The organism is uncultured Pseudoteredinibacter sp., assembly GCF_947500695.1.
Taxonomy (GTDB): Bacteria; Pseudomonadota; Gammaproteobacteria; order Pseudomonadales; family Cellvibrionaceae; genus Pseudoteredinibacter.
This window is the reverse complement of record NZ_CANMSS010000001.1, coordinates 511,819-529,515: the sequence shown is the minus strand read 5'-3', so window position 1 is coordinate 529,515 and position 17,697 is coordinate 511,819. Positions and strand designations below refer to the sequence as shown.

Sequence of the window (17,697 nt, the reverse complement as noted above, 5' to 3'; positions counted from 1 at the left end):
GGGCGGTCATGATTTTAAGCTATATCACCATTGCCCTTAGAAATCTGATTAAGCATAAATTGTTTGCGTTGATTAATATTGTGGGTTTAACCCTAGGCTTATTGATTTTTATGTTCTCGGTATTGCTTGCTGCCTATGAAGAGAATCACGATCATATGTTCGATAAGCGTGAGCGTATTTATACACTAGCCAGTAAATTTGCACCGACCTCAGGCGAAGCCATTGGCCTTTATCCCGATTCCTCAACAGCTTATGGGCCATTGATACGCAACCGTTTGCCAGAACTAGAAGCCGTGGCTCGCGCTGTACATCGCATCAAGCAAGTGACCATTGATAATGAAAGCTATTACTTGGGCACGCGCTTTGTTGATAATGACTTTACGCGTATTTTTAATTTTGAATATATCCATGGCGATGAACAGGCCCTGGATCGTCCCGAAGGTTTGATACTAACCCGCAGCTTAGCCCAGCAACTTTTTGGCAGTACAGAGGTTATGGGGAAAACCGTAAAAGTAGAACAGAGCATTGAGCTGCAAGTCAGTGCTGTTATCGAAGATATCGCCGCCGATAGCCACTTAAACTCTGATATGCGCCCCAAATACGCTTTAGGATTAATAGCGCCTTATCATGCACTGACCCAAATCGATAAGTTCACCCTAGAAGGTGAGATGGGGAATAACTCCGCGGCTATATACGTATTACTGCCCGAGCATCGTGATCAAGCTTGGTTACAGCGTGAAGCGGATGCCATGTTTGATGCCCATACGCCAGAAGACGGCCGGGAATACACTGAAGCACTGCGTGTTCGGCCGTTAATCTTGTCGAACACTATGGTGTGGGATGCTATGGGCTTTCCGGTGATGATTGCCGCTCAAGTTTTAGGCTTGATGGTATTGATTATTGCCGCACTTAATTACACTAATCTAGCGGCCGCACAAAGCTTTGGGCGCGTACGTGAAGTTGGTTTACGTAAAGCGCTTGGTGCCAGCAAGGCGCAGTTGTTACAACAGTTTTTAATTGAAAGCTTAACCATCGCCAGCTTTGCCATGTTATTGGCGCTAGCGGCTATTGAATGGCTGGTGCCGTTATATAACACCGGCACAGGCAAGGCCGTAGCACTGGATTATAGCCAGGTATTACCGTACGCCATTAGCATCACCTTGTTAGTGGGCCTAGGTGCTGGTGCCTATCCCGCTTATCAAATTTCCCGCCATCAACCGATTGAAAGCTTGCGTGGTGGTGCCAATAAAGCCGGTGGCAGCCAGTGGTTTAGGAACATACTTATTGCCGCACAGTTTTCGCTTTCCATCTTTATGTTGGCCATGGTGATGGTGGTGTATTTTCAGAACGCCAAAATGCAAGAGCTAAGCGCCAGCTTTAATAAAAGCGATACCCTAGTGCTTGGCCGTATGGATGTAGAAGCTATTGTTCCCAAACAAGAAGCGCTAAAGCAGCAGCTACTGAACAAAGACGGCATTGCCGCCGCAAGTTATTCTAATGCTGTGCCTTTCCAATCTGGGGGTTATCGCCGTATCGCTGCTGCCCGTGCAGGTGACGAAGCAGGGCGCTTTGATGTTAGCTTTGTTTCTGTAGACTTTAACTATCTGAGTAATTATCGCCAAGAGCTAATTGCGGGTAGGGCATTTGATAAACAGCGCTCACAGGATATTTTTGATGATAGCCGCAGTACTATTAACGTAATAGTTAACGAGCGTATGTTACAGAAGCTTGGCATCGCATCTGCTGAGGCCGCGATTGGCCAAAACTTCCATAAAATCTTTGAAGAGAAGTACCCCAAAGAACGCGAGTACCATATTATTGGCGTGGTGGCTGATAGCTACTTCTTTGGTGTGCACCAACCCATACCGCCAACAGGCTTTATGGTGAGGCCAGAGGATTATCGATTTTTATCTTTACACCTGATGCCCAATAAGCGCCAGCAAGGGGTATTGAATACCGAGCAAACTTGGGATGCGTTAATTCCTAATTACCCAATACAAAGCAAGTTTTTAACGTACTATTTCCGCTTGTTCTATCGCATTGCTGAAGGTATTAACGCAGTAATCTCAGGCTTTGCCGGTATTGCTTTGATGCTATCACTAATTGGACTATTTGGTTTGGCGGCCTTTATGGCCCAGCGCCGTACCCGAGAAATTGGTATTCGTAAAGTATTGGGCGCCAGCTTAGGGCAGGTAATTGGCTTACTCGTCTGGCAAATATCCAAGCCAGTATTGTGGTCAGTACTGATTGCAGTGCCCTTAAGCTACCTCGCGGCGGGCATGTACATTGATTTCTACCCGGAATCCATTCGTTCTATCTTACCCTTTGTCGCTATCGCCGTGATTATTGCTATTGTAATGGCCTGGAGCATTGTAGCGATACACGCTTGGCGCGTTGCCAGACAAAGGCCTGTTTATTCCCTAAGGTATGAATAAGGGAATATGAAAAGTAAATATGAAAAACAGACGTAACAAATAGAGACATAATAACGTCATAGTAATAGCCCCTTAATGAAAGATACAAAATAATAAAACGCCGCTTTATGCGGCGTAACTTATGCAGCTACCCAACGCTGCAAGCAATAGGCCATGGATATGAATGCACATAGAGCAATGCACACTCTCAAAATACTGAGCATGACCGCCGTGATCAGCTTGATCACAGGCTGCAGCAATCAAAGCTCAGACACTAAAGAACAAACTATAAGCAAGAACCCCTGGGCCAACGCCTACAATGAGCAAAGTAAAGAACGCTTTATTCCCGTCGAGCTTTTCACTGGTGCAACCTGGGATGGCAAACATGAGTTAAGGCTAGCCCCAGCAGAAAACACCGCATGCGCCCAAGCCATCGGGCGAGACCGACCCTGCGATAAATACCATTTAACAGGCCCATTCACAACTAAAAACCAAAGTAAAATAGATTGGGTAGGCGATGAAATTGAATACTATAAACGAACCTTCAGTACCCCATACGGCGGCCCAGTAGAATCCCATTTCACCATCAATAAATCTAAAGATGGCTTAGTAAGAATATACGACAAGCGCAAACGCTGGGGCGAACGCCGCTACGACGGCGTAGGCAGTAAATTCCCGCTAGGCTACTGGAAGCAAGGCGAAGTAAGACACTACAAAACCCGCGCCGGTATTCGCGTAGAAATACTAGAGCTAAACGGCCCAGATAACTGCCTGACCTTTAGATGGACGATAGGAGAGGGGAGACGTAAGAATGATGATAATGTTTATACTTTTTGCCCAGAGAAGGGGTTTAGTAAGTTTAGGCATTTTGAATAATGTGGCTGTTCAATAGGGCTCGCCCACCAAAGCACATATCTGCCTTAAAACAAAACTGCCATCTGCGGTGTGCTGTTCTAAAAATTGAAAGCTTCAGGGATTTTGGAAAAACCTGCCTTTGATCACAGCGGACAAGGACAAGTTTAGCGTCGATAAAACGCACATAGCTTGCGGAATACTCGCGAACTTACCAAGAATCAAACCTAGCTGTTATGGCGTATCCAGCAATTGGAGCTAAAGCAAGGTGACGATCGATAACGAATTCGAACTCGTTAAACAATGGATCGCTGGCCGCCAGGAAAACGGCCAGGGTGATCCCGAACTCGAAGCCCTCCTAATTGACGCTTATCAGAATGGCGAACACAAAATTAGCAACGGTTGTAACCTTGTTAACGAGTTGCGTTGGCCGTGGCCGCGTCATCCTGCCTGTGTCGTCCATGATCGCTTATACAGACTGAAAGCAGGGCGGTCGTATGCTGATCGCATGATGCGCCGATTGAATGGGTATTTCGGCCGCCCAGGTCGAGCTTGGATTCGGTGGATTGGTGTTCGTCTTGGTGGATGGTGGGTTTATGATCGACTCTGACTATTTGTAGGTTTTATTTGTCTATTGAAGAAAGAAGCATTTGGAGTTAGTCTCACCCAAAACATGAGTCAAAGGAAATGATATGAGTTCACCAAAATATTTCGACCGTACTTTTTTGCTTCGAAGCGCGGGTTTTTTCCTCTTACTTTCAATGGCCCTTTCATTTTTTCATCCTGCTAGCTTGAACTTATTTTCAAGCGCAGGGGCAGTAGTTACTGTGGCAGGCCTGTTCTTGAACATCAAACACACGCTACTATTTCACCGCGATGAAACATTGGAGTGGAAATATAATACCCACAAAGGTGCTTTTAGATTCGGAACTAATCAGCTAAATGATAAACAAAAAGATGAGATTAATGAAGTTCTTAGGGACGAAAAGTTTGGAGTGACACTTATGGTCGTTGGAACTTTGATATGGGCCTATGGGACTTATTTAATTATGGCAATAAAGTCAATATTTTAGTCTTACTAAAGAATCAAGGATGAAAAGATGAAAAAAGATGAAAAGACGAAAGAAAAAGAACACGATGTAAAATCACTGTCAATGTTAATTGTTCTCTGCTGGTCTTGGTTGATTCTTGCCATATTTGTTTGTCTTTTATCTGCATTTTTACCACTATTCCCAGAGGGAGAATCACAACTCTCTTGGTTTCAACGAAGCGGATCGGTACTGGTAGTTTTTACTGTTTGGGTACAGTTCAAGCTTAGTGGTGTTCAAGTTTACTTTGAGACGGGAGGCTATCAAATACCTTTTGATATTCCACGGCCATTAGGGGTAGTTCACTTCATTACAGTCATAGCGAATACAACTGGAATGATTTTGGGAACTGTTATATGGGGATATGGCGATATTTTAATTCGAATTTTTTTATGATCCGCAATACATCAAGCTTACAAGAAGTTTTACTCAACAGTAGGGTTTTCAATGTTATCTATTCTATATCCCAACTTAGTTCCTGAAATTGAACAAGCTAATATAGGAATTTTTCCAATACCGATAGATAACGATGAATTTGTCTTGATAGTAAAAGCGCCTAAAGAATTTATCCTGACGGCAAAGGCAAATGGAGAAATAGCAGTCTATGTTATTCCTCTGATTTTAGACAACACTAAAACTATTGGTTTGGTAACCGCGTTTTTTGACGATGAAGACGAACCGTTGATGATTTCTACCCCTCTTTGGAATGATGAGGCATCAATGGACTTATTGCGCTTGGTAACAGGCCGCAAACTTGACATACACTTTTTCGATGATCATTCAAGAGAGTTGCTTCAGTATCATGCAACTATAGATATTAATGATGTCGTAGTAGAGCGGGTAAATAACGCACGCTTTCTGGAGTTTAGCTATCCTAGGGCTTGGGATTCTATCGACCAGATGAGTTTGAAATTTTGCACTAGAGATTCGGTGGATGATCAACTTGCCGTAAAAATCACTCTAGAGAAAGCAGTCTATGGTGAGGATATCTTTATTCAGGATGCTCGCACAAATCTTCATTCATATGTCGGTGCTCGTGGATTTAGTCATACGATGTTAGAAAGGGAAGAGCCTGGGCAGTATCAAGAGGAAGATATTGTTCGCTCATTATTTACTATCTTTACGCAGGATCAAATATATCTAAACCCTTTGCGGACATACGATAAAGAAGAAGTTTGTGACATTTTAGTGGTTACGGATAAAACAGTTTTGCTAGTCCAGGCTAAGGATAGCCCAAATACTGAAAGAGTACTTGGGCAAACTTTACAGAGGAAGCGAAAAAACGCTTTGAAAGCGCTTAAAAAAGCAGTGGCTCAGACAAAAGGTGCAATAGGTTATTATGATCGTATACCTGAAATTTTCGAATTTTTAATTAATAAAGATTTGTATTCAATACCAAAGATAAATCGTAAGCTTAGATCACTGATAGTAGTTAAGGAACTGTTTGTCGACCAATCTGATGTATTCAGCCCGCTAGTTCTTGAAATATTCGAGGAAAAAGGCAATCCTTGTCTTCCATTAGATTACTTGGGGCTTCGTGATATCTGCATACATTGTCGAAATCAAGATGAGTTTTTTGATTGCTATGACAAGCTCACCGAGAGTGCTTTAAACAAAGGAATCTACCCCGAGTTCAGATTTGGCCCTAAAGAGTAAAGCTGCACCCGCTTTGCTTTCGTTGAGGTGGGGAATATGTCCCCACCTAAATAACCCTAGCTATTTGGCAACGAGAGCTTGCGTTCAAGTTCGACTAGCTTCTGGTTTGACCAATGCCATTGGCCCAGTACCCAGCGATAAGTTTCAATTTCCTTCCAAGTAAGCGATTCCAACTCATTTGGGGTTGTTAATAAATCCCCACGGAATTTCATCCCACCAGGCCAGCTTTCCGGCATGATCTTGCCGTCGTATAACAGCCGTAGCAACGTAATTTCACCGGGCCGTGGTTTGGCTTTACCGTTCTGATAGCACTTGGCTGTGGCCACAGCAACTCCTAGCAGGTCGCACAGTCTTTGAATGCTGAACCAACAACATAGGGTTTGGGTGTCTTTGATCATTGTGTGTCTCCATACACGATGCCCAGGGGGAATTCCCTAGGTGACGCGAGAGGAAACAAGCGACATGCCGACTTTCGGCTTAGATTATTTGGTTCTAAAAACCACCTTGGGGAAGTGGCGGTAAAAACTTGTTCTGGATGGACGACCCCATAAAGTAATAATCAACAAAATTTATAAGTGCTTGAATTGCTTCTATATAAATGGTGCAAGAGTCTCATAAAGTTGATGATTCTCGCAGCTCAATGCTTATTTAGCGTGTATCGCTTACTTCTCCTATAAAGTTGATAACTATTCATCCAGTCACGCTCTACTTGACTGCCATTTAAAAAGTCAACCAGAATTCCAGGTAGCAATCATTAAACAGGCAAGGCGAATATGACGCGGTTTCTGGAATAGAGAAATTCATTGATGTCGTTAGGAAACGGTTAATGATATTGTGGCCGCTCTAGAAAATGCGGCTAGGAAACGCATTTGCTTACGAGTATTTCAGGAGGAAACTCGTAGCAAAGGCACCAAGGCCGCAATTGAAATGGACTTTAGGAATAGATGGTCTCGAAAATGAACGCATGTTCTCGTATTCTATTGCGTAACTAGGCGAAGGGGTCATATGGTTGTACTAGGAAAGAAGTAAGTTATGTTTCGGTCGTTATTATGCTCTCTAGCACATTTAGCTGCCTCGCGTATCCGCTCACCGAGCGGATTCATAAGCTGTTGATGTCGCCACTTTACCGAAACATCAATGGTAGCCCATCCATATTTGTATATTAAGACTGGGTTGCGGCTATTATAGCAATTCGTCACTGAAAATATCTTGATTGTCGGCAGGCAAGCTAATCATTGAGCCATCTTTGCCCAGTGTTACGGGACCATCATAGATCTCACTGACACCTTTCAAATACAGTGACTCCATCCCTGGGGCAACCAGTGCAGGGACAATATGGTAATACATCAGATGCCCAGCTTTGGCTGTCTGTGCTATTTCTGCCACTTCAACCGGCGAGGCATGATAGTCGGTAATATCGAAAAAGATTTTTTCCAAAGTCTTTACACTATTTTTCTTGGCCGCAGCTTCCATGATACCGACCATTTCGCGGTTCAAGGCTTCATGTACCAGTAGGTCAACACCCTGCGAAAACCGCTCCAGATTGGCAGATTTGGCCGTATCACCACTGATCACCACAGAGCGGCCTTCGTAATCAAATCGATAACCCACAGCAGGGTGCACAGGTTCGTGGTCTACGGTGAAGGTACTGATTTTTAAACCGTCCTTTTCAAATACAGTCAGTAATTCACCTTCAGCGGGTATAGAAAATGGTTGGGCTGTCATGCCTTTACCTGACAGAGGCGCGACCACATCGGTATGGTGAGCGTTGCGGTATATCGCATCGGCTCCGTAGCTCAAATTAAAACCGTTGACGATATTCTCTACCCCTTGTGGACCGTATACAGGTAGCGGTGAAGTATTGGCGTTATTGACCCAGCGCATCATCGCCATCTCACCCAAGCCATCAATATGATCGGAGTGAAAGTGAGTGAGAAGTTGTGCGCTAATCTCACCGAGCGGGAATTGCATGGCCGCCAGGTTTCGGCTACCGCCACTACCGGCATCAATGGTCACCAACGTCTCGCCAGCAATCACTGCAACACAGGGGCCAGAGCGCTTAGGATCCGGCATAGGTCCGCCAGCGCCACACAGTATTACATGCAGGCCATCTTCGAGCTCATCAGTCATGCTCTTACCTATGCGAGCTTCAGCGGCTTTTTCCATGATAAAACTACCCATGCTTGTAGGGCTGCAACCGTCTAGTAGCAGGCTAAGCCCTAAGCCTGAAAACAATAGTAAAGTTGCTTTCATTAGTTACACCTCTCTTTGTTGGTACGTGACTTGATTATGTGGGGGTTAAGTTTGCTTGTTTTTTTGACGTTGGTGGTAAGCAAACCTGAACATCACTAATATAAAGCCCGCGAGCAATAGTATAGTTAAACTGGGTTTTAACAGCTTGCGAGCACCGTTAAGTCCGGTTTGTTTTACTGCATCGTAACCAACAGGTACGGGTAATACCTTGTTGTCGCGTTTGTATTGTTCAAAGTTACCGAGCATTGCTTGCAGCTGCTGTGGTAATTCAGAGCTAAGATCTCGGGTTTCGCCAGGGTCTCTAACAATATTGTACAGGCGCCATTGATTGTCGCCTACCGGGCCACGGTTAAACACTATTTTATAGTCTCCCTGAAACAGTGCGGCGTGCCCCCCTAGTTCATAACCGACATAATCTGTAGATTGGTAGATTCGATCGCTTTCCTGATTCAAAAGTGGGGTTAAGCTGCGACCACTGATGGTTTCTACCGGTCTGCCGCCAAAGCGTTGTGCCGGTGCTTTGGTATCGGTTAGGTCCAAAATAGTTGGGGTGATATCGGTTACATAAGTAAACGCATTGCTTATGCGAGCGCTTTTTGAAATTGCTTCAGCGGCAATGATCAGGGGGACACGCATACCGCCTTCACCGGCATAGAATTTGTAATATGCCAAGGGACCGGCAGATGCACTGGCGAAGCTTGGACCTATGGTGTTAAAGCTGCCTTTTTCACCTAAGGTGTCATAGTCAAGACTGTAACCTTGGAGAGACATTGCAAAACGTTGCAGCATGCCTTGTGCTCGATCCTGACCATTGTATTCACTGCCGTTGTCGGAGGTAAAAATAAAAATGGTGTTCTCGAACTGCCCGGTGCTTTTTAGGTGATCTACCAAGCGTCCTATATGAAAATCCATGGCTTCAATCATACCGGCGTAAACCGCCATGCGTTTGGCGTTATAACGCTTGTCGTCTTCACTTAACGCATCCCAGTCGCTGTTCGTATGCATGGTTACCATGTCACTGTCAGCAGGCACTATGCCCAGCGCTTTGGCATTGGCTTGACGGGATTTTCGCAAGACTTCCCAGCCTTCTTTGTAGGTTTCCAGATAGCGATCGCTAAATTCTTTCGGTGCCTGTATCGGAATGTGAACCGCCTGGAAGGGGATGTAGGCAAAGAAGGGTTGCTCATCCCCTGCATTACTGTCGATAAACTCGATGGTTTTATCAACTAAAAAGCGCGAGGAATAAAAGTCATTGGGTAATTGAAACTCTTCACCGTCAGCGGTCCAGTTGGCTTTTTTGTAAATAGGAAGGTAAGGTTTTTGTTCCCAGTTATCGGCGCCAGTATCGCTCATGCTTACCGTGCGCTCAAAACCCCGGTAAAAAGGTAGCTGATGTTTTTCCTTACCCAGATGCCACTTACCGCTCATGTAGGTGTGGTAACCGGATGCCTGTAACAAGCTGGCAACGGTAACCACATTGTGGCTTAGCGAACCTTGATAGTGATCATGCTTGGCTTGCTCGGGCGGTATAGCTTCAGGAATATTGGGCACGCCGGCTAAATGACTATCAACACCGGTGAGCAGCATCGCGCGTGTTGGCGCGCAGCTGGCGGCGGTGTGGTAGTTGGTAAATTGAATTCCCTGTTGTGCTAATTGACTGATGGTGGGGGTATTGATTTCGCCACCGTAGGGGGCTGTATCGGTAAAACCCAAATCATCGGCGACGATCAGTACAATGTTGGGACGTTCTGTCGCCATGGCGGAACAAATGATGCTAGTGCTGCCTAAAAGCGTTAATGCCTGGAGTATTTTTTTCATGCTGTTAACACTCCTGTGGTTGGCTCTCTTGAGGGAGCCGGCTAGCAGCCAATAGGAGTATCAGGCTAAAAACAATCTCAGGTGCTATCAGGTTCATTGGCAATGCGGCATCATGCAATAGCCAGGCGAGGGTACGGCAAATAGCCGTGAGGCCGATCAGCATGGCAGGAGCCAGCAACCAGATACGCTTTTCTGTTACGAGTCCGATTAAAATCATCAGGCTACTGCTTAAAAAGAAAGCGGCCAAATCGCCAATCTGGCTGCTTCGTGCTACACCATCAAGCAGGGGCAGCCCCAGTGAGCTCGCGGCCGACTCAGGCTGGGTTAACCAGCTTAATCCAGTGAATAAGAACGCCAGTGCCGGCAACAAGGCCAGTGCGCGAATAGCTTTGGACATTATATTTTCCTTCTTGGTTATCGCTTGGCCAGAATTTCTACAATTTTGTGAGCGGCTTCCAAACCGGAGTTTTGATTTTGTCCAGTGACAAAGCGCTGTTCTGCATCAACGCTAACATGGGTGGCAAAAAAGTCGAGAAAAGCGGTTTGGCTTTCAAAGTTAACACCCACTTTACGCAGTTCAGTTTCCGGGTGCATAGGGGTTACTTCAATGCCCAGTTCTTTGACTTGTTTATCGGTAACACCGGTAATTGCGCGTCCACGAATAATAGGGTTTCCCTGGTCATCGGTAGCATTGATTAAACCCAGTGCGCCATGGCAAACCGAACCAATAATGGTGTCTGGGTTACCGAAATACGCCTCACTGATCTTTTGACCGAGCACGTCGGAATAGCCCATATCATAGGCAGCACCCCAGCCACCAGCCATAAAGACTGTGTCGTAAAGGGTGAAGTCAATATCATCAATGCGCAGAGAATTTTTGACCTTGGCCTGAAGATCCGGGTCTTTCAGGAAACGATCATCTTCCGGACTTTTGATCATAAACTTGAGCGTATCTGGATCAACAGGGATTTCACCGCCTTTAATACTGGCAACATCCACCTGCATGCCGGCATCCAAAAAGGTGTAGTAGGGGTGAGTCATTTCCGAGGCCATCACACCGGTTTTTTTACCGGTTGTCTCGCCAGCAGCATTTAAGATGGCATGGCTGGTGGTAATCACCAGAGCGCGTTTACCTACAGCTGAATGTTTCTCGCCATGATATTCAGGATGCAATCCCAGATTATGCAGGAGTGTAGGTAAAGCCATTACGCTCACAATAATAAAGGCAAATAGACCTGTGATAGTCTTTACTAAGGTTTTCATTGTGTGTCCCATGTCTATGCCCTGCATGGCAAGGCAATTTTTTGATATCTATTTTTGCAGTAATTCTTGTGCGTTACTGGTGAAGTTTTTTTGTTCTTCTTCATCGTCTAGCAGATTGCCAAGACTAAACGGCACTTCAATACCTTTGGCCATGCCAGGCTGTTCTGTCATGGTGCTCATCCAGCGGTTAAGATGATCTAAACCATCAATAGATACGCCAGACCACTTGTAAGTTCGTGCCCAGCACCAGTTAGCGATATCGGCAATGGAGTAGTCATCGGCCAACCATTGGTTGTCACTCAGGTGGTAATTCATTACTTCAAATAAACGCCGGCATTCATTTTGATAGCGATCAATGGCGGGCTGAATCTTTTCCGGAAAGTAACGGAAGAATACGTTAGCCTGACCCATCATTGGACCAGTGCCGCCCATTTGAAACATGAGCCATTGCATCACTTTAGAGCGTGTTTTGGTTTCGGTGGGTAATAATTGTCCGGCTTGTTCTGCCAGATAAATCATAATGGCACCGGATTCAAACACCGCAAAATCATCGTTAGCACCATCAACAATCGCCGGGATACGGCCGTTAGGATTGATCGCCAGAAATTCCGGTGTCTTTTGTTCGTTCTCCAGCAGGTTAACGGTATGAACGTTGTATTCCATACCCAAAGCTTCGAGAGTGCAGGAGGCTTTATGACCATTGGGGGTTGGTGCAGTGTATAGATCAATCATGGGTGTTTTCATTAGTTCTCTCTACGATTTCTCTGCTAGTTAGGCGTGTAGACGTATTCGTCGCCTTGTTCGAATGTGTCATTCAGTGTTTTATCAATCATCACCGGCATGTCGGTCACGGCTGGATACAGAGGCGGGCGCGCGTTTGCCTGATGCTCGGCAAGTAGCTTAGAGAGCTCGCTGACTTTTTCTGGATGATTACTGACCAGATTTTTTTGTTCGGTTGGATCGTCGTTTAGATTGAAGAGCCAGGTTTGCAGGCCGTCAGTAGGGCGGTCATTCACTTGCAATTTCCAATCGCCATGACGCACCACCTGATAGTGACCGTTTTGCCAGAACAGGGTTTTACGCGGCCAGCTTGTTTCGTCGTCAAGTAATGGCAGTATGTTTTTGCCATCGATCTCAACGCCTTCAGGTGTAGCGGCACCGGCAGCAGCAGCCAGGGTAGGCATGACATCGATATGCGCTACCGGCGTGTTTACGGTTCTACCGGCGGCAATGTGCTTCGGCCATTTGACAAACATGGGTACACGCAGGCCACCTTCAAACATGGTGATCTTCCAGCCTCGGAAAGGACTATTGCTTTCAGGCAGCCCCACGTAACCGGCGCCACCGTTATCACTGGTAAATGCCACAATGGTATTGTCCGCCAGACCTTCGGCTTCTAGGGTTTCCATAATGCGTGCGACGCTGCGATCTACGGCACGCACCATGGCTGCATAAACACGCTTGCGGTGTGGCTTGATATCGCCCACGGCTTCATAATCTTCTCGTGTGGCTTGCAGAGGTGTGTGTGGTCCCCAGTGGGCCAGATACAAAAAGAAAGGACGATTTTTATTGGCCTTGATGACTTTTACTGATTCGTCAGTCCAATAGTCCGTCATATAACGGGCGGGTTTGAACTGATCGGCGCTGCCGGAATTAAATGAGTTACTGAAGCCTAATTTTGCCCACAGGAATTGATCAATAGGGTCGAAGTCCAGCTTGGCGTTAACGACGTTAAGGTCATCTTCTGGTAAATAGAGCCCATTGGTCATCAGTAAACTGTCATCAAAGCCCTGTTTATGTGGGCCCATGTCGCCATCATTTCCTAAATGCCATTTGCCTATGTGGGCGGTGTAATATCCTTGGTCTTTTAATACTTCGGCCAGGGTAATCTCTGATGACGGTAAACCCTGTAATTCATAGTCTGGTTTTGTTTCATCCAACGCAGCGTCATAGACCGCAGGTGGTAAGTTGTTATCCATATTGTTACTGATGCTACTAACCATCGAGCCCATACCGCCTGGTGTTGGTGTAAATTCAAAGCCGGTACGGGTTGGGTAGCGTCCGGTCATCAGCATAGCGCGAGAAGGTGCACAGGTACTGGCGCCGGAATAGGATTGATTGAATACCACACCGTCGGCGGCTAATTGATCAATCCCCGGTGTTTGTACGATGCTGCCATCGGTACGGCTTACCCCTCCGCCAAGGGTCGAAATGTCGTTGTAGCCGAGATCATCGGCGACGATCAAAATGATGTTGGGTGGGCGTTCATTCGCTGGCACTTCTGATGCTGCAGGGCCCTGCTGCCACGGCAGTTCACGGGTTTCGGCAAAGACTTCGTTGGACGATTGATATTTGATAAGAGCCAGCATGATGTCTATACGTTGCGCGTAGGCAGCGTAACCGACGGCACTCAGAGCAAGTAATGTGATCAGCGTTTTCTTCATGAAATGTCTCAGGTTTATGGCACACACAGCTTCATTGTAGAAGGGCAGCTTGCATCAAGTTGTAAAATTACGCAAAAAGGTTGTAGATTTACGCAGCTTAACGCTTCTTTTCGCTCCCTGAGCTGGAATCGGTTCAGGGGGCGAAAAAGCGTTTATTAAGAAGCGACAAACAGTTTGAAATTATCTTTTTGCAGGCGCCATTTTGGCTGATGCTGACACACGGAAAGGAAGCCGATATCGCTTAGCAGGTCATCCATGGCTGGCTTTTGGGTGGCAGGAATTGCCTGGTATTGCTCAATAACCTTCTGTAAGCGCCAGGCTGTGTAGCTGGTTGCCGGGCGGGAAAGTTCGGCATCTAGTAGCGTGGTTTCAATACGGCCGAGACCCGCGGGTGCTTCGGTTCCGGCTTCAGCTGCGGGTAGGGTTTTATCGGCGGCGGCTAGGGTGTCCGTCATCATATTGGCTAAGGTATCACTCAGATAGCGCAGTAGCGGAACCAAGGTGTCGGCGATATACAGTTCGCCCTGATCTGAAATACCGGCGCCGGAATGCATATTGGTAATCCAGTTATTCAGATGCAGGTAATCTTTACGGATAAACATACTGGCCTTACATGGGTCCAGATACAGGTGGCCCCACATGGTATTCATGATGCCCAAATCGGCGAGCGTGGGGTGATCACCCAGCATGTAAGGGGTCTTGGCAAAATGTTTATCCAGTAGGCTGCAGACTTCTTTGGTAATTTCCTGCGCCTTATCCTGAATGTGTTTGCGGTCGAGCCCAACTTTGGGCAGGCGCGAGCGAATTTCTGAACTGATGGTTTCGCCCATCTGTTCAGCCAGGGCAGCCATATCCGGGTTTTCGATACCCTTACCCAACAACATCTGGAACATACCGACGCCCCATTGTTTGGTCTCTTCGGGTACCCAGCGATAGTAAATCATGGGGATGACGAAAAATTCATCGGCCAGGGTTTCAATCAGTTTGGCAACACATTTAAGTTGCGAATTCTCTGGCATGATGGGGCGTTCAGGGTGGCGAGCTTCCAGCGCCTCAACAATATCGCAACCGTCTTTCAGTACTGTGCCATCGGGACAAAACACCACAGGAAATTGTTGGTTACCAGTTGCCGTGATAACACGATTGAGGATAGTTTCGATGTTTGTGCCAATCTCCTGGTAGGGCAGGCGTTTGTACTGCAGACACGCACGCACTTTAGCTGAATAATAGGAGTGCTGTGCTGCAACCAGTTCATAATCTTGGAGCGTCATGGGTATACCGAGATAGGTTAGCTTTTTCTAAAAGAGGCACTGGCCAGTAGAGAACCGAGTGCCCAACAGAGAGATGGTTTAATTCTTTGATTTATAAATTAGAAGTTGTATTTAGCCTGGATTGCTACCGTGCGAGGATTTACCTGATAACCGCTGTAAGTTGGTGCCTGTAACAACGCACTGCCTGAGACCGGTGTTGCCGCGGAATAACCAATGTCGTCATTGTCGGTCAGGTTTTTACCCACCAATGCCAGCATCCAGTTCTCCGCTTCCAGTGCGATACGGGCATTAACATTGATTTCGCTATCCTGTTCCATCAGCGGCTCCAGTGTTGCTTCTACATACTGCGCAGAGCGGTAAGACGTGTCCATTGTCATATGCAAGTTAAGCGCATCGGAGATAGGGGTTATGTAATTGAGTGTGATCGAGGCACTCATTTCAGGCGCAAAGGTGCTGGGCTCGCCGCTCAGGTCACAGGTAACGGAACCGGTATCCAAAGTAACTTTTGGTGGACAGGCTGCACCTTCATACTCTTTAAATTCATAATCAAGATAAGCCATGGAACCGATCAGTAACAACTCTTCGGTCAACATAATACGACCGTCCAGTTCGATACCCTGTGAGCGAGCGGAGGCGGCATTACCCACTACAAATCCCACGGTGCCATCAAACTGACTGACCTGAAGATCTGTATAATCGGTGTAGAAGATGGCGGCATTTAATTGTGCGCGACCACCCAGCAGTTCGGCTTTGGTACCGATTTCGTAGTTGATAACGGTTTCGTCTTCGTACTCGAAATCATCGGCACGACCTGCACGGGCATCAAAACCGCCAGCTTTAAAACCGTTACTGACCGAGGCGTAAAGCATTAAATCTTCGGTGGCATCCCATTCGGCAATCAAGGTTCCTGTCACAGACTCTTCGCGGCGGTCATCCTTAACGGCATGGTTTTCAATGCCAAAAACACCACCCATAACCAGTTGTGTTTCAATACCGGCCGGAGTCAGGCCGCCACCGCTGGTGTCATAAATGGTCAGTGAGCGTTCGGCGTCTTTTTCTTCCAGAGTATAACGGGCACCCAAGGTCAGGCGTACTTCTTCGTTCACATTCCAGGTGGCTTGGCCGAAGGCAGAATAGGTATCACTTGTGCCACTATAATCCCTGTTGTTACTGGTGTTATTGATTTCCTTCAGGGAAAAGAGTTGACGGCCGGCGGCGGTCGCAGCCAGGAATGGAGCACCTACACCGTAGTTGGCCAGCAGAGATGCTGCGGGATTAAAACCGGTAACGCGCGCAAAGGGTGCCAGCAATCCAAGACCAATATCACTCAGCGCAGAAGTAAGGTTTTCATCATCAACAATATTTTGTTGGCCGTATTCCAGATCCCACGACTGATAATAGGCTCCGGCAATCCAATCAACGGTTTCACCACCCGGGGAGGTAAAACGAATTTCCTGGCTAATTTGATCGAACTTTTCTTGTTGGGCGGCGCGTATGGATTCGAGGCCTGACAGATCGAGATCGGTATCTTCGTCCAGCTCGTAATCTACATAACCGGTAACACTGGTGATGGTAAATTCATAATAATCCCAATTCATGGTCAGCACGACTTGATTGGTTTCGTTATCGCTGTATTCGTCGTTATTGGTTTGGCGTTTACGGTTTTGGGTACCGTCCTCATAGCCGATGTCCTGGCCGGTTACGGCTGTCAGGTATTCGCCAATTTCACCGTAGCTCATACCCGTAAATAGTGGGCTAACGGAATCATAACCGGCAATCACTTCTTCACCGCGGCCTTCAAAATCAAAACTGCTGTGTTCCAGTTTCAGGCTGGCATTAAAGGTGTCGGTAGGCGTCCAATCCAGGGTCAGACGTGCGGTCAGTTCGTCTTTTTGTTGCTCATCATCACCGTTAGTGGTGTTGTCAAAGTAGCCGTCTTCCTGATGAGCTCGAATGGCCAGACGAGCGCCTACGGTGTCTGACAGTGGGCCGGATACCATGGCTTGAATTTCATTACTGCCGTACTTATTTTCGTGTTCGACCTGAACGCTGCCTTCGAAATCCTCAGTGGGTTTGGCGGTGGTGATAGAGATGGCGCCGCCAATACTGTTTTTTCCAAACAGCACATTTTGTGGGCCACGCAAGATTTCAACGCGCTCCAGATCCATAAACGGCATACGGGCCATAGGGCCACGACCTATGGCAATATCATCCACATATTGCACAACCGATTGTTCAAAGCCCTGATTAATACCAGAGCTGACACCGCGAATCGATATCACTTGCCCTAAGGGCGAGTTGGCTTGTTGGAAGTTGGGTACATAGGCGGATAGATCTTCCAGATTACTGATGCCTGCTTCTGCCATTTTCTCGCCATCTACAGCACTGACGGAGATTGGTACATCTTGAAGGCTTTGCTCACGTTTTTGGGCGGTTACGACAATTTCTTCCAACATCAAGTCGTCTGCAATAGCTAGTGTAGGAGCCGCTATTGCGATTGACGCTGCGATGCTGAGTGATAACAGATTCTTGTTAACCGTGTGTATTTTCATCATCTACTCTCTCATTTTTTATTGTTCTGAGCCAAGATCCAGCTCAGATGCCAATGCTAGAGGTAATGGGTTGTGGTAATCTGTAA

At 46.6% G+C, this 17,697-nt stretch carries 14 protein-coding genes; 5 read left to right on the top strand and 9 right to left on the bottom strand.

Translation table 11 applies throughout. The features are described from left to right. The first annotated feature begins 8 nt into the window (after nucleotides 1-8). The 5 genes from Q1A08_RS01930 (at nucleotide 9) to Q1A08_RS01910 (ending at nucleotide 6,010) form a co-directional block, all read left to right on the top strand. Nucleotides 9-2,435 (top strand): ABC transporter permease, encoded by a 2,427-nt coding sequence (locus Q1A08_RS01930; protein ID WP_299768923.1) that lies wholly within the window; start codon nucleotides 9-11, stop codon nucleotides 2,433-2,435. A 153-nt stretch (nucleotides 2,436-2,588) separates the two neighbouring features. After that, nucleotides 2,589-3,290, top strand: a complete 702-nt coding sequence (locus tag Q1A08_RS01925) for a hypothetical protein (protein ID WP_299768920.1) — start codon at nucleotides 2,589-2,591, stop codon at nucleotides 3,288-3,290. Nucleotides 3,291-3,958: 668 nt separating this feature from the next. Further along, nucleotides 3,959-4,339: a hypothetical protein gene (locus Q1A08_RS01920; RefSeq protein WP_299768918.1), complete on the top strand. Its 381-nt coding sequence runs from the start codon at nucleotides 3,959-3,961 to the stop codon at nucleotides 4,337-4,339. 27 nt (nucleotides 4,340-4,366) lie between these two features. Then, complete coding sequence (locus Q1A08_RS01915) at nucleotides 4,367-4,750, top strand: hypothetical protein (protein WP_299768915.1); 384 nt, start codon at nucleotides 4,367-4,369, stop codon at nucleotides 4,748-4,750. Nucleotides 4,751-4,801: 51 nt separating this feature from the next. Continuing rightward, complete coding sequence (locus Q1A08_RS01910) at nucleotides 4,802-6,010, top strand: hypothetical protein (protein WP_299768913.1); 1,209 nt, start codon at nucleotides 4,802-4,804, stop codon at nucleotides 6,008-6,010. A gap of 56 nt (nucleotides 6,011-6,066) precedes the next feature. On the opposite strand, the gene Q1A08_RS01905 is transcribed toward Q1A08_RS01910, so the two are convergent. The 9 genes from Q1A08_RS01905 to Q1A08_RS01865 form a co-directional block, all read right to left on the bottom strand. After that, nucleotides 6,067-6,408: a hypothetical protein gene (locus Q1A08_RS01905; protein WP_299768910.1), complete on the bottom strand. Its 342-nt coding sequence runs from the start codon at nucleotides 6,406-6,408 to the stop codon at nucleotides 6,067-6,069. A gap of 784 nt (nucleotides 6,409-7,192) precedes the next feature. After that, nucleotides 7,193-8,263: an MBL fold metallo-hydrolase gene (locus tag Q1A08_RS01900; protein WP_299768907.1), complete on the bottom strand. Its 1,071-nt coding sequence runs from the start codon at nucleotides 8,261-8,263 to the stop codon at nucleotides 7,193-7,195. A 45-nt stretch (nucleotides 8,264-8,308) separates the two neighbouring features. Beyond that, nucleotides 8,309-10,081: an arylsulfatase gene (locus Q1A08_RS01895; RefSeq protein WP_299768904.1), complete on the bottom strand. Its 1,773-nt coding sequence runs from the start codon at nucleotides 10,079-10,081 to the stop codon at nucleotides 8,309-8,311. A gap of 4 nt (nucleotides 10,082-10,085) precedes the next feature. Further along, nucleotides 10,086-10,478: a hypothetical protein gene (locus Q1A08_RS01890; protein WP_299768901.1), complete on the bottom strand. Its 393-nt coding sequence runs from the start codon at nucleotides 10,476-10,478 to the stop codon at nucleotides 10,086-10,088. 17 nt (nucleotides 10,479-10,495) lie between these two features. Further along, nucleotides 10,496-11,344 carry a type 1 glutamine amidotransferase domain-containing protein gene (locus tag Q1A08_RS01885; protein WP_299768899.1) on the bottom strand — a complete coding sequence of 283 codons (849 nt, stop codon included), beginning with the start codon at nucleotides 11,342-11,344 and terminating at the stop codon, nucleotides 10,496-10,498. Between the two features lie 48 nt (nucleotides 11,345-11,392). Then, complete coding sequence (locus Q1A08_RS01880) at nucleotides 11,393-12,088, bottom strand: glutathione S-transferase N-terminal domain-containing protein (protein ID WP_299768896.1); 696 nt, start codon at nucleotides 12,086-12,088, stop codon at nucleotides 11,393-11,395. 23 nt (nucleotides 12,089-12,111) lie between these two features. Further along, nucleotides 12,112-13,713 carry a sulfatase gene (locus Q1A08_RS01875; RefSeq protein WP_299768894.1) on the bottom strand — a complete coding sequence of 534 codons (1,602 nt, stop codon included), beginning with the start codon at nucleotides 13,711-13,713 and terminating at the stop codon, nucleotides 12,112-12,114. Between the two features lie 230 nt (nucleotides 13,714-13,943). Then, complete coding sequence (locus Q1A08_RS01870; RefSeq protein ID WP_299768891.1) at nucleotides 13,944-15,059, bottom strand: glutathione S-transferase family protein; 1,116 nt, start codon at nucleotides 15,057-15,059, stop codon at nucleotides 13,944-13,946. Nucleotides 15,060-15,157: 98 nt separating this feature from the next. Beyond that, on the bottom strand, nucleotides 15,158-17,614 hold the full coding sequence (locus Q1A08_RS01865) for a TonB-dependent receptor (protein ID WP_299768888.1): 2,457 nt from the start codon (nucleotides 17,612-17,614) through the stop codon (nucleotides 15,158-15,160). Nucleotides 17,615-17,697 lie beyond the last annotated feature (83 nt).

Coding starts and splice junctions, on each gene's coding strand:
- Q1A08_RS01930 (WP_299768923.1), top strand. CDS start 9: ATGATTTTAAGCTATATCACCATTGCCCTTAGAAATCTGATTAAGCAT.
- Q1A08_RS01925 (WP_299768920.1), top strand. CDS start 2,589: ATGGATATGAATGCACATAGAGCAATGCACACTCTCAAAATACTGAGC.
- Q1A08_RS01920 (WP_299768918.1), top strand. CDS start 3,959: ATGAGTTCACCAAAATATTTCGACCGTACTTTTTTGCTTCGAAGCGCG.
- Q1A08_RS01915 (WP_299768915.1), top strand. CDS start 4,367: ATGAAAAAAGATGAAAAGACGAAAGAAAAAGAACACGATGTAAAATCA.
- Q1A08_RS01910 (WP_299768913.1), top strand. CDS start 4,802: ATGTTATCTATTCTATATCCCAACTTAGTTCCTGAAATTGAACAAGCT.
- Q1A08_RS01905 (WP_299768910.1), bottom strand. CDS start 6,408: ATGATCAAAGACACCCAAACCCTATGTTGTTGGTTCAGCATTCAAAGA.
- Q1A08_RS01900 (WP_299768907.1), bottom strand. CDS start 8,263: ATGAAAGCAACTTTACTATTGTTTTCAGGCTTAGGGCTTAGCCTGCTA.
- Q1A08_RS01895 (WP_299768904.1), bottom strand. CDS start 10,081: ATGAAAAAAATACTCCAGGCATTAACGCTTTTAGGCAGCACTAGCATC.
- Q1A08_RS01890 (WP_299768901.1), bottom strand. CDS start 10,478: ATGTCCAAAGCTATTCGCGCACTGGCCTTGTTGCCGGCACTGGCGTTC.
- Q1A08_RS01885 (WP_299768899.1), bottom strand. CDS start 11,344: ATGAAAACCTTAGTAAAGACTATCACAGGTCTATTTGCCTTTATTATT.
- Q1A08_RS01880 (WP_299768896.1), bottom strand. CDS start 12,088: ATGAAAACACCCATGATTGATCTATACACTGCACCAACCCCCAATGGT.
- Q1A08_RS01875 (WP_299768894.1), bottom strand. CDS start 13,713: ATGCTGGCTCTTATCAAATATCAATCGTCCAACGAAGTCTTTGCCGAA.
- Q1A08_RS01870 (WP_299768891.1), bottom strand. CDS start 15,059: ATGACGCTCCAAGATTATGAACTGGTTGCAGCACAGCACTCCTATTAT.
- Q1A08_RS01865 (WP_299768888.1), bottom strand. CDS start 17,614: ATGATGAAAATACACACGGTTAACAAGAATCTGTTATCACTCAGCATC.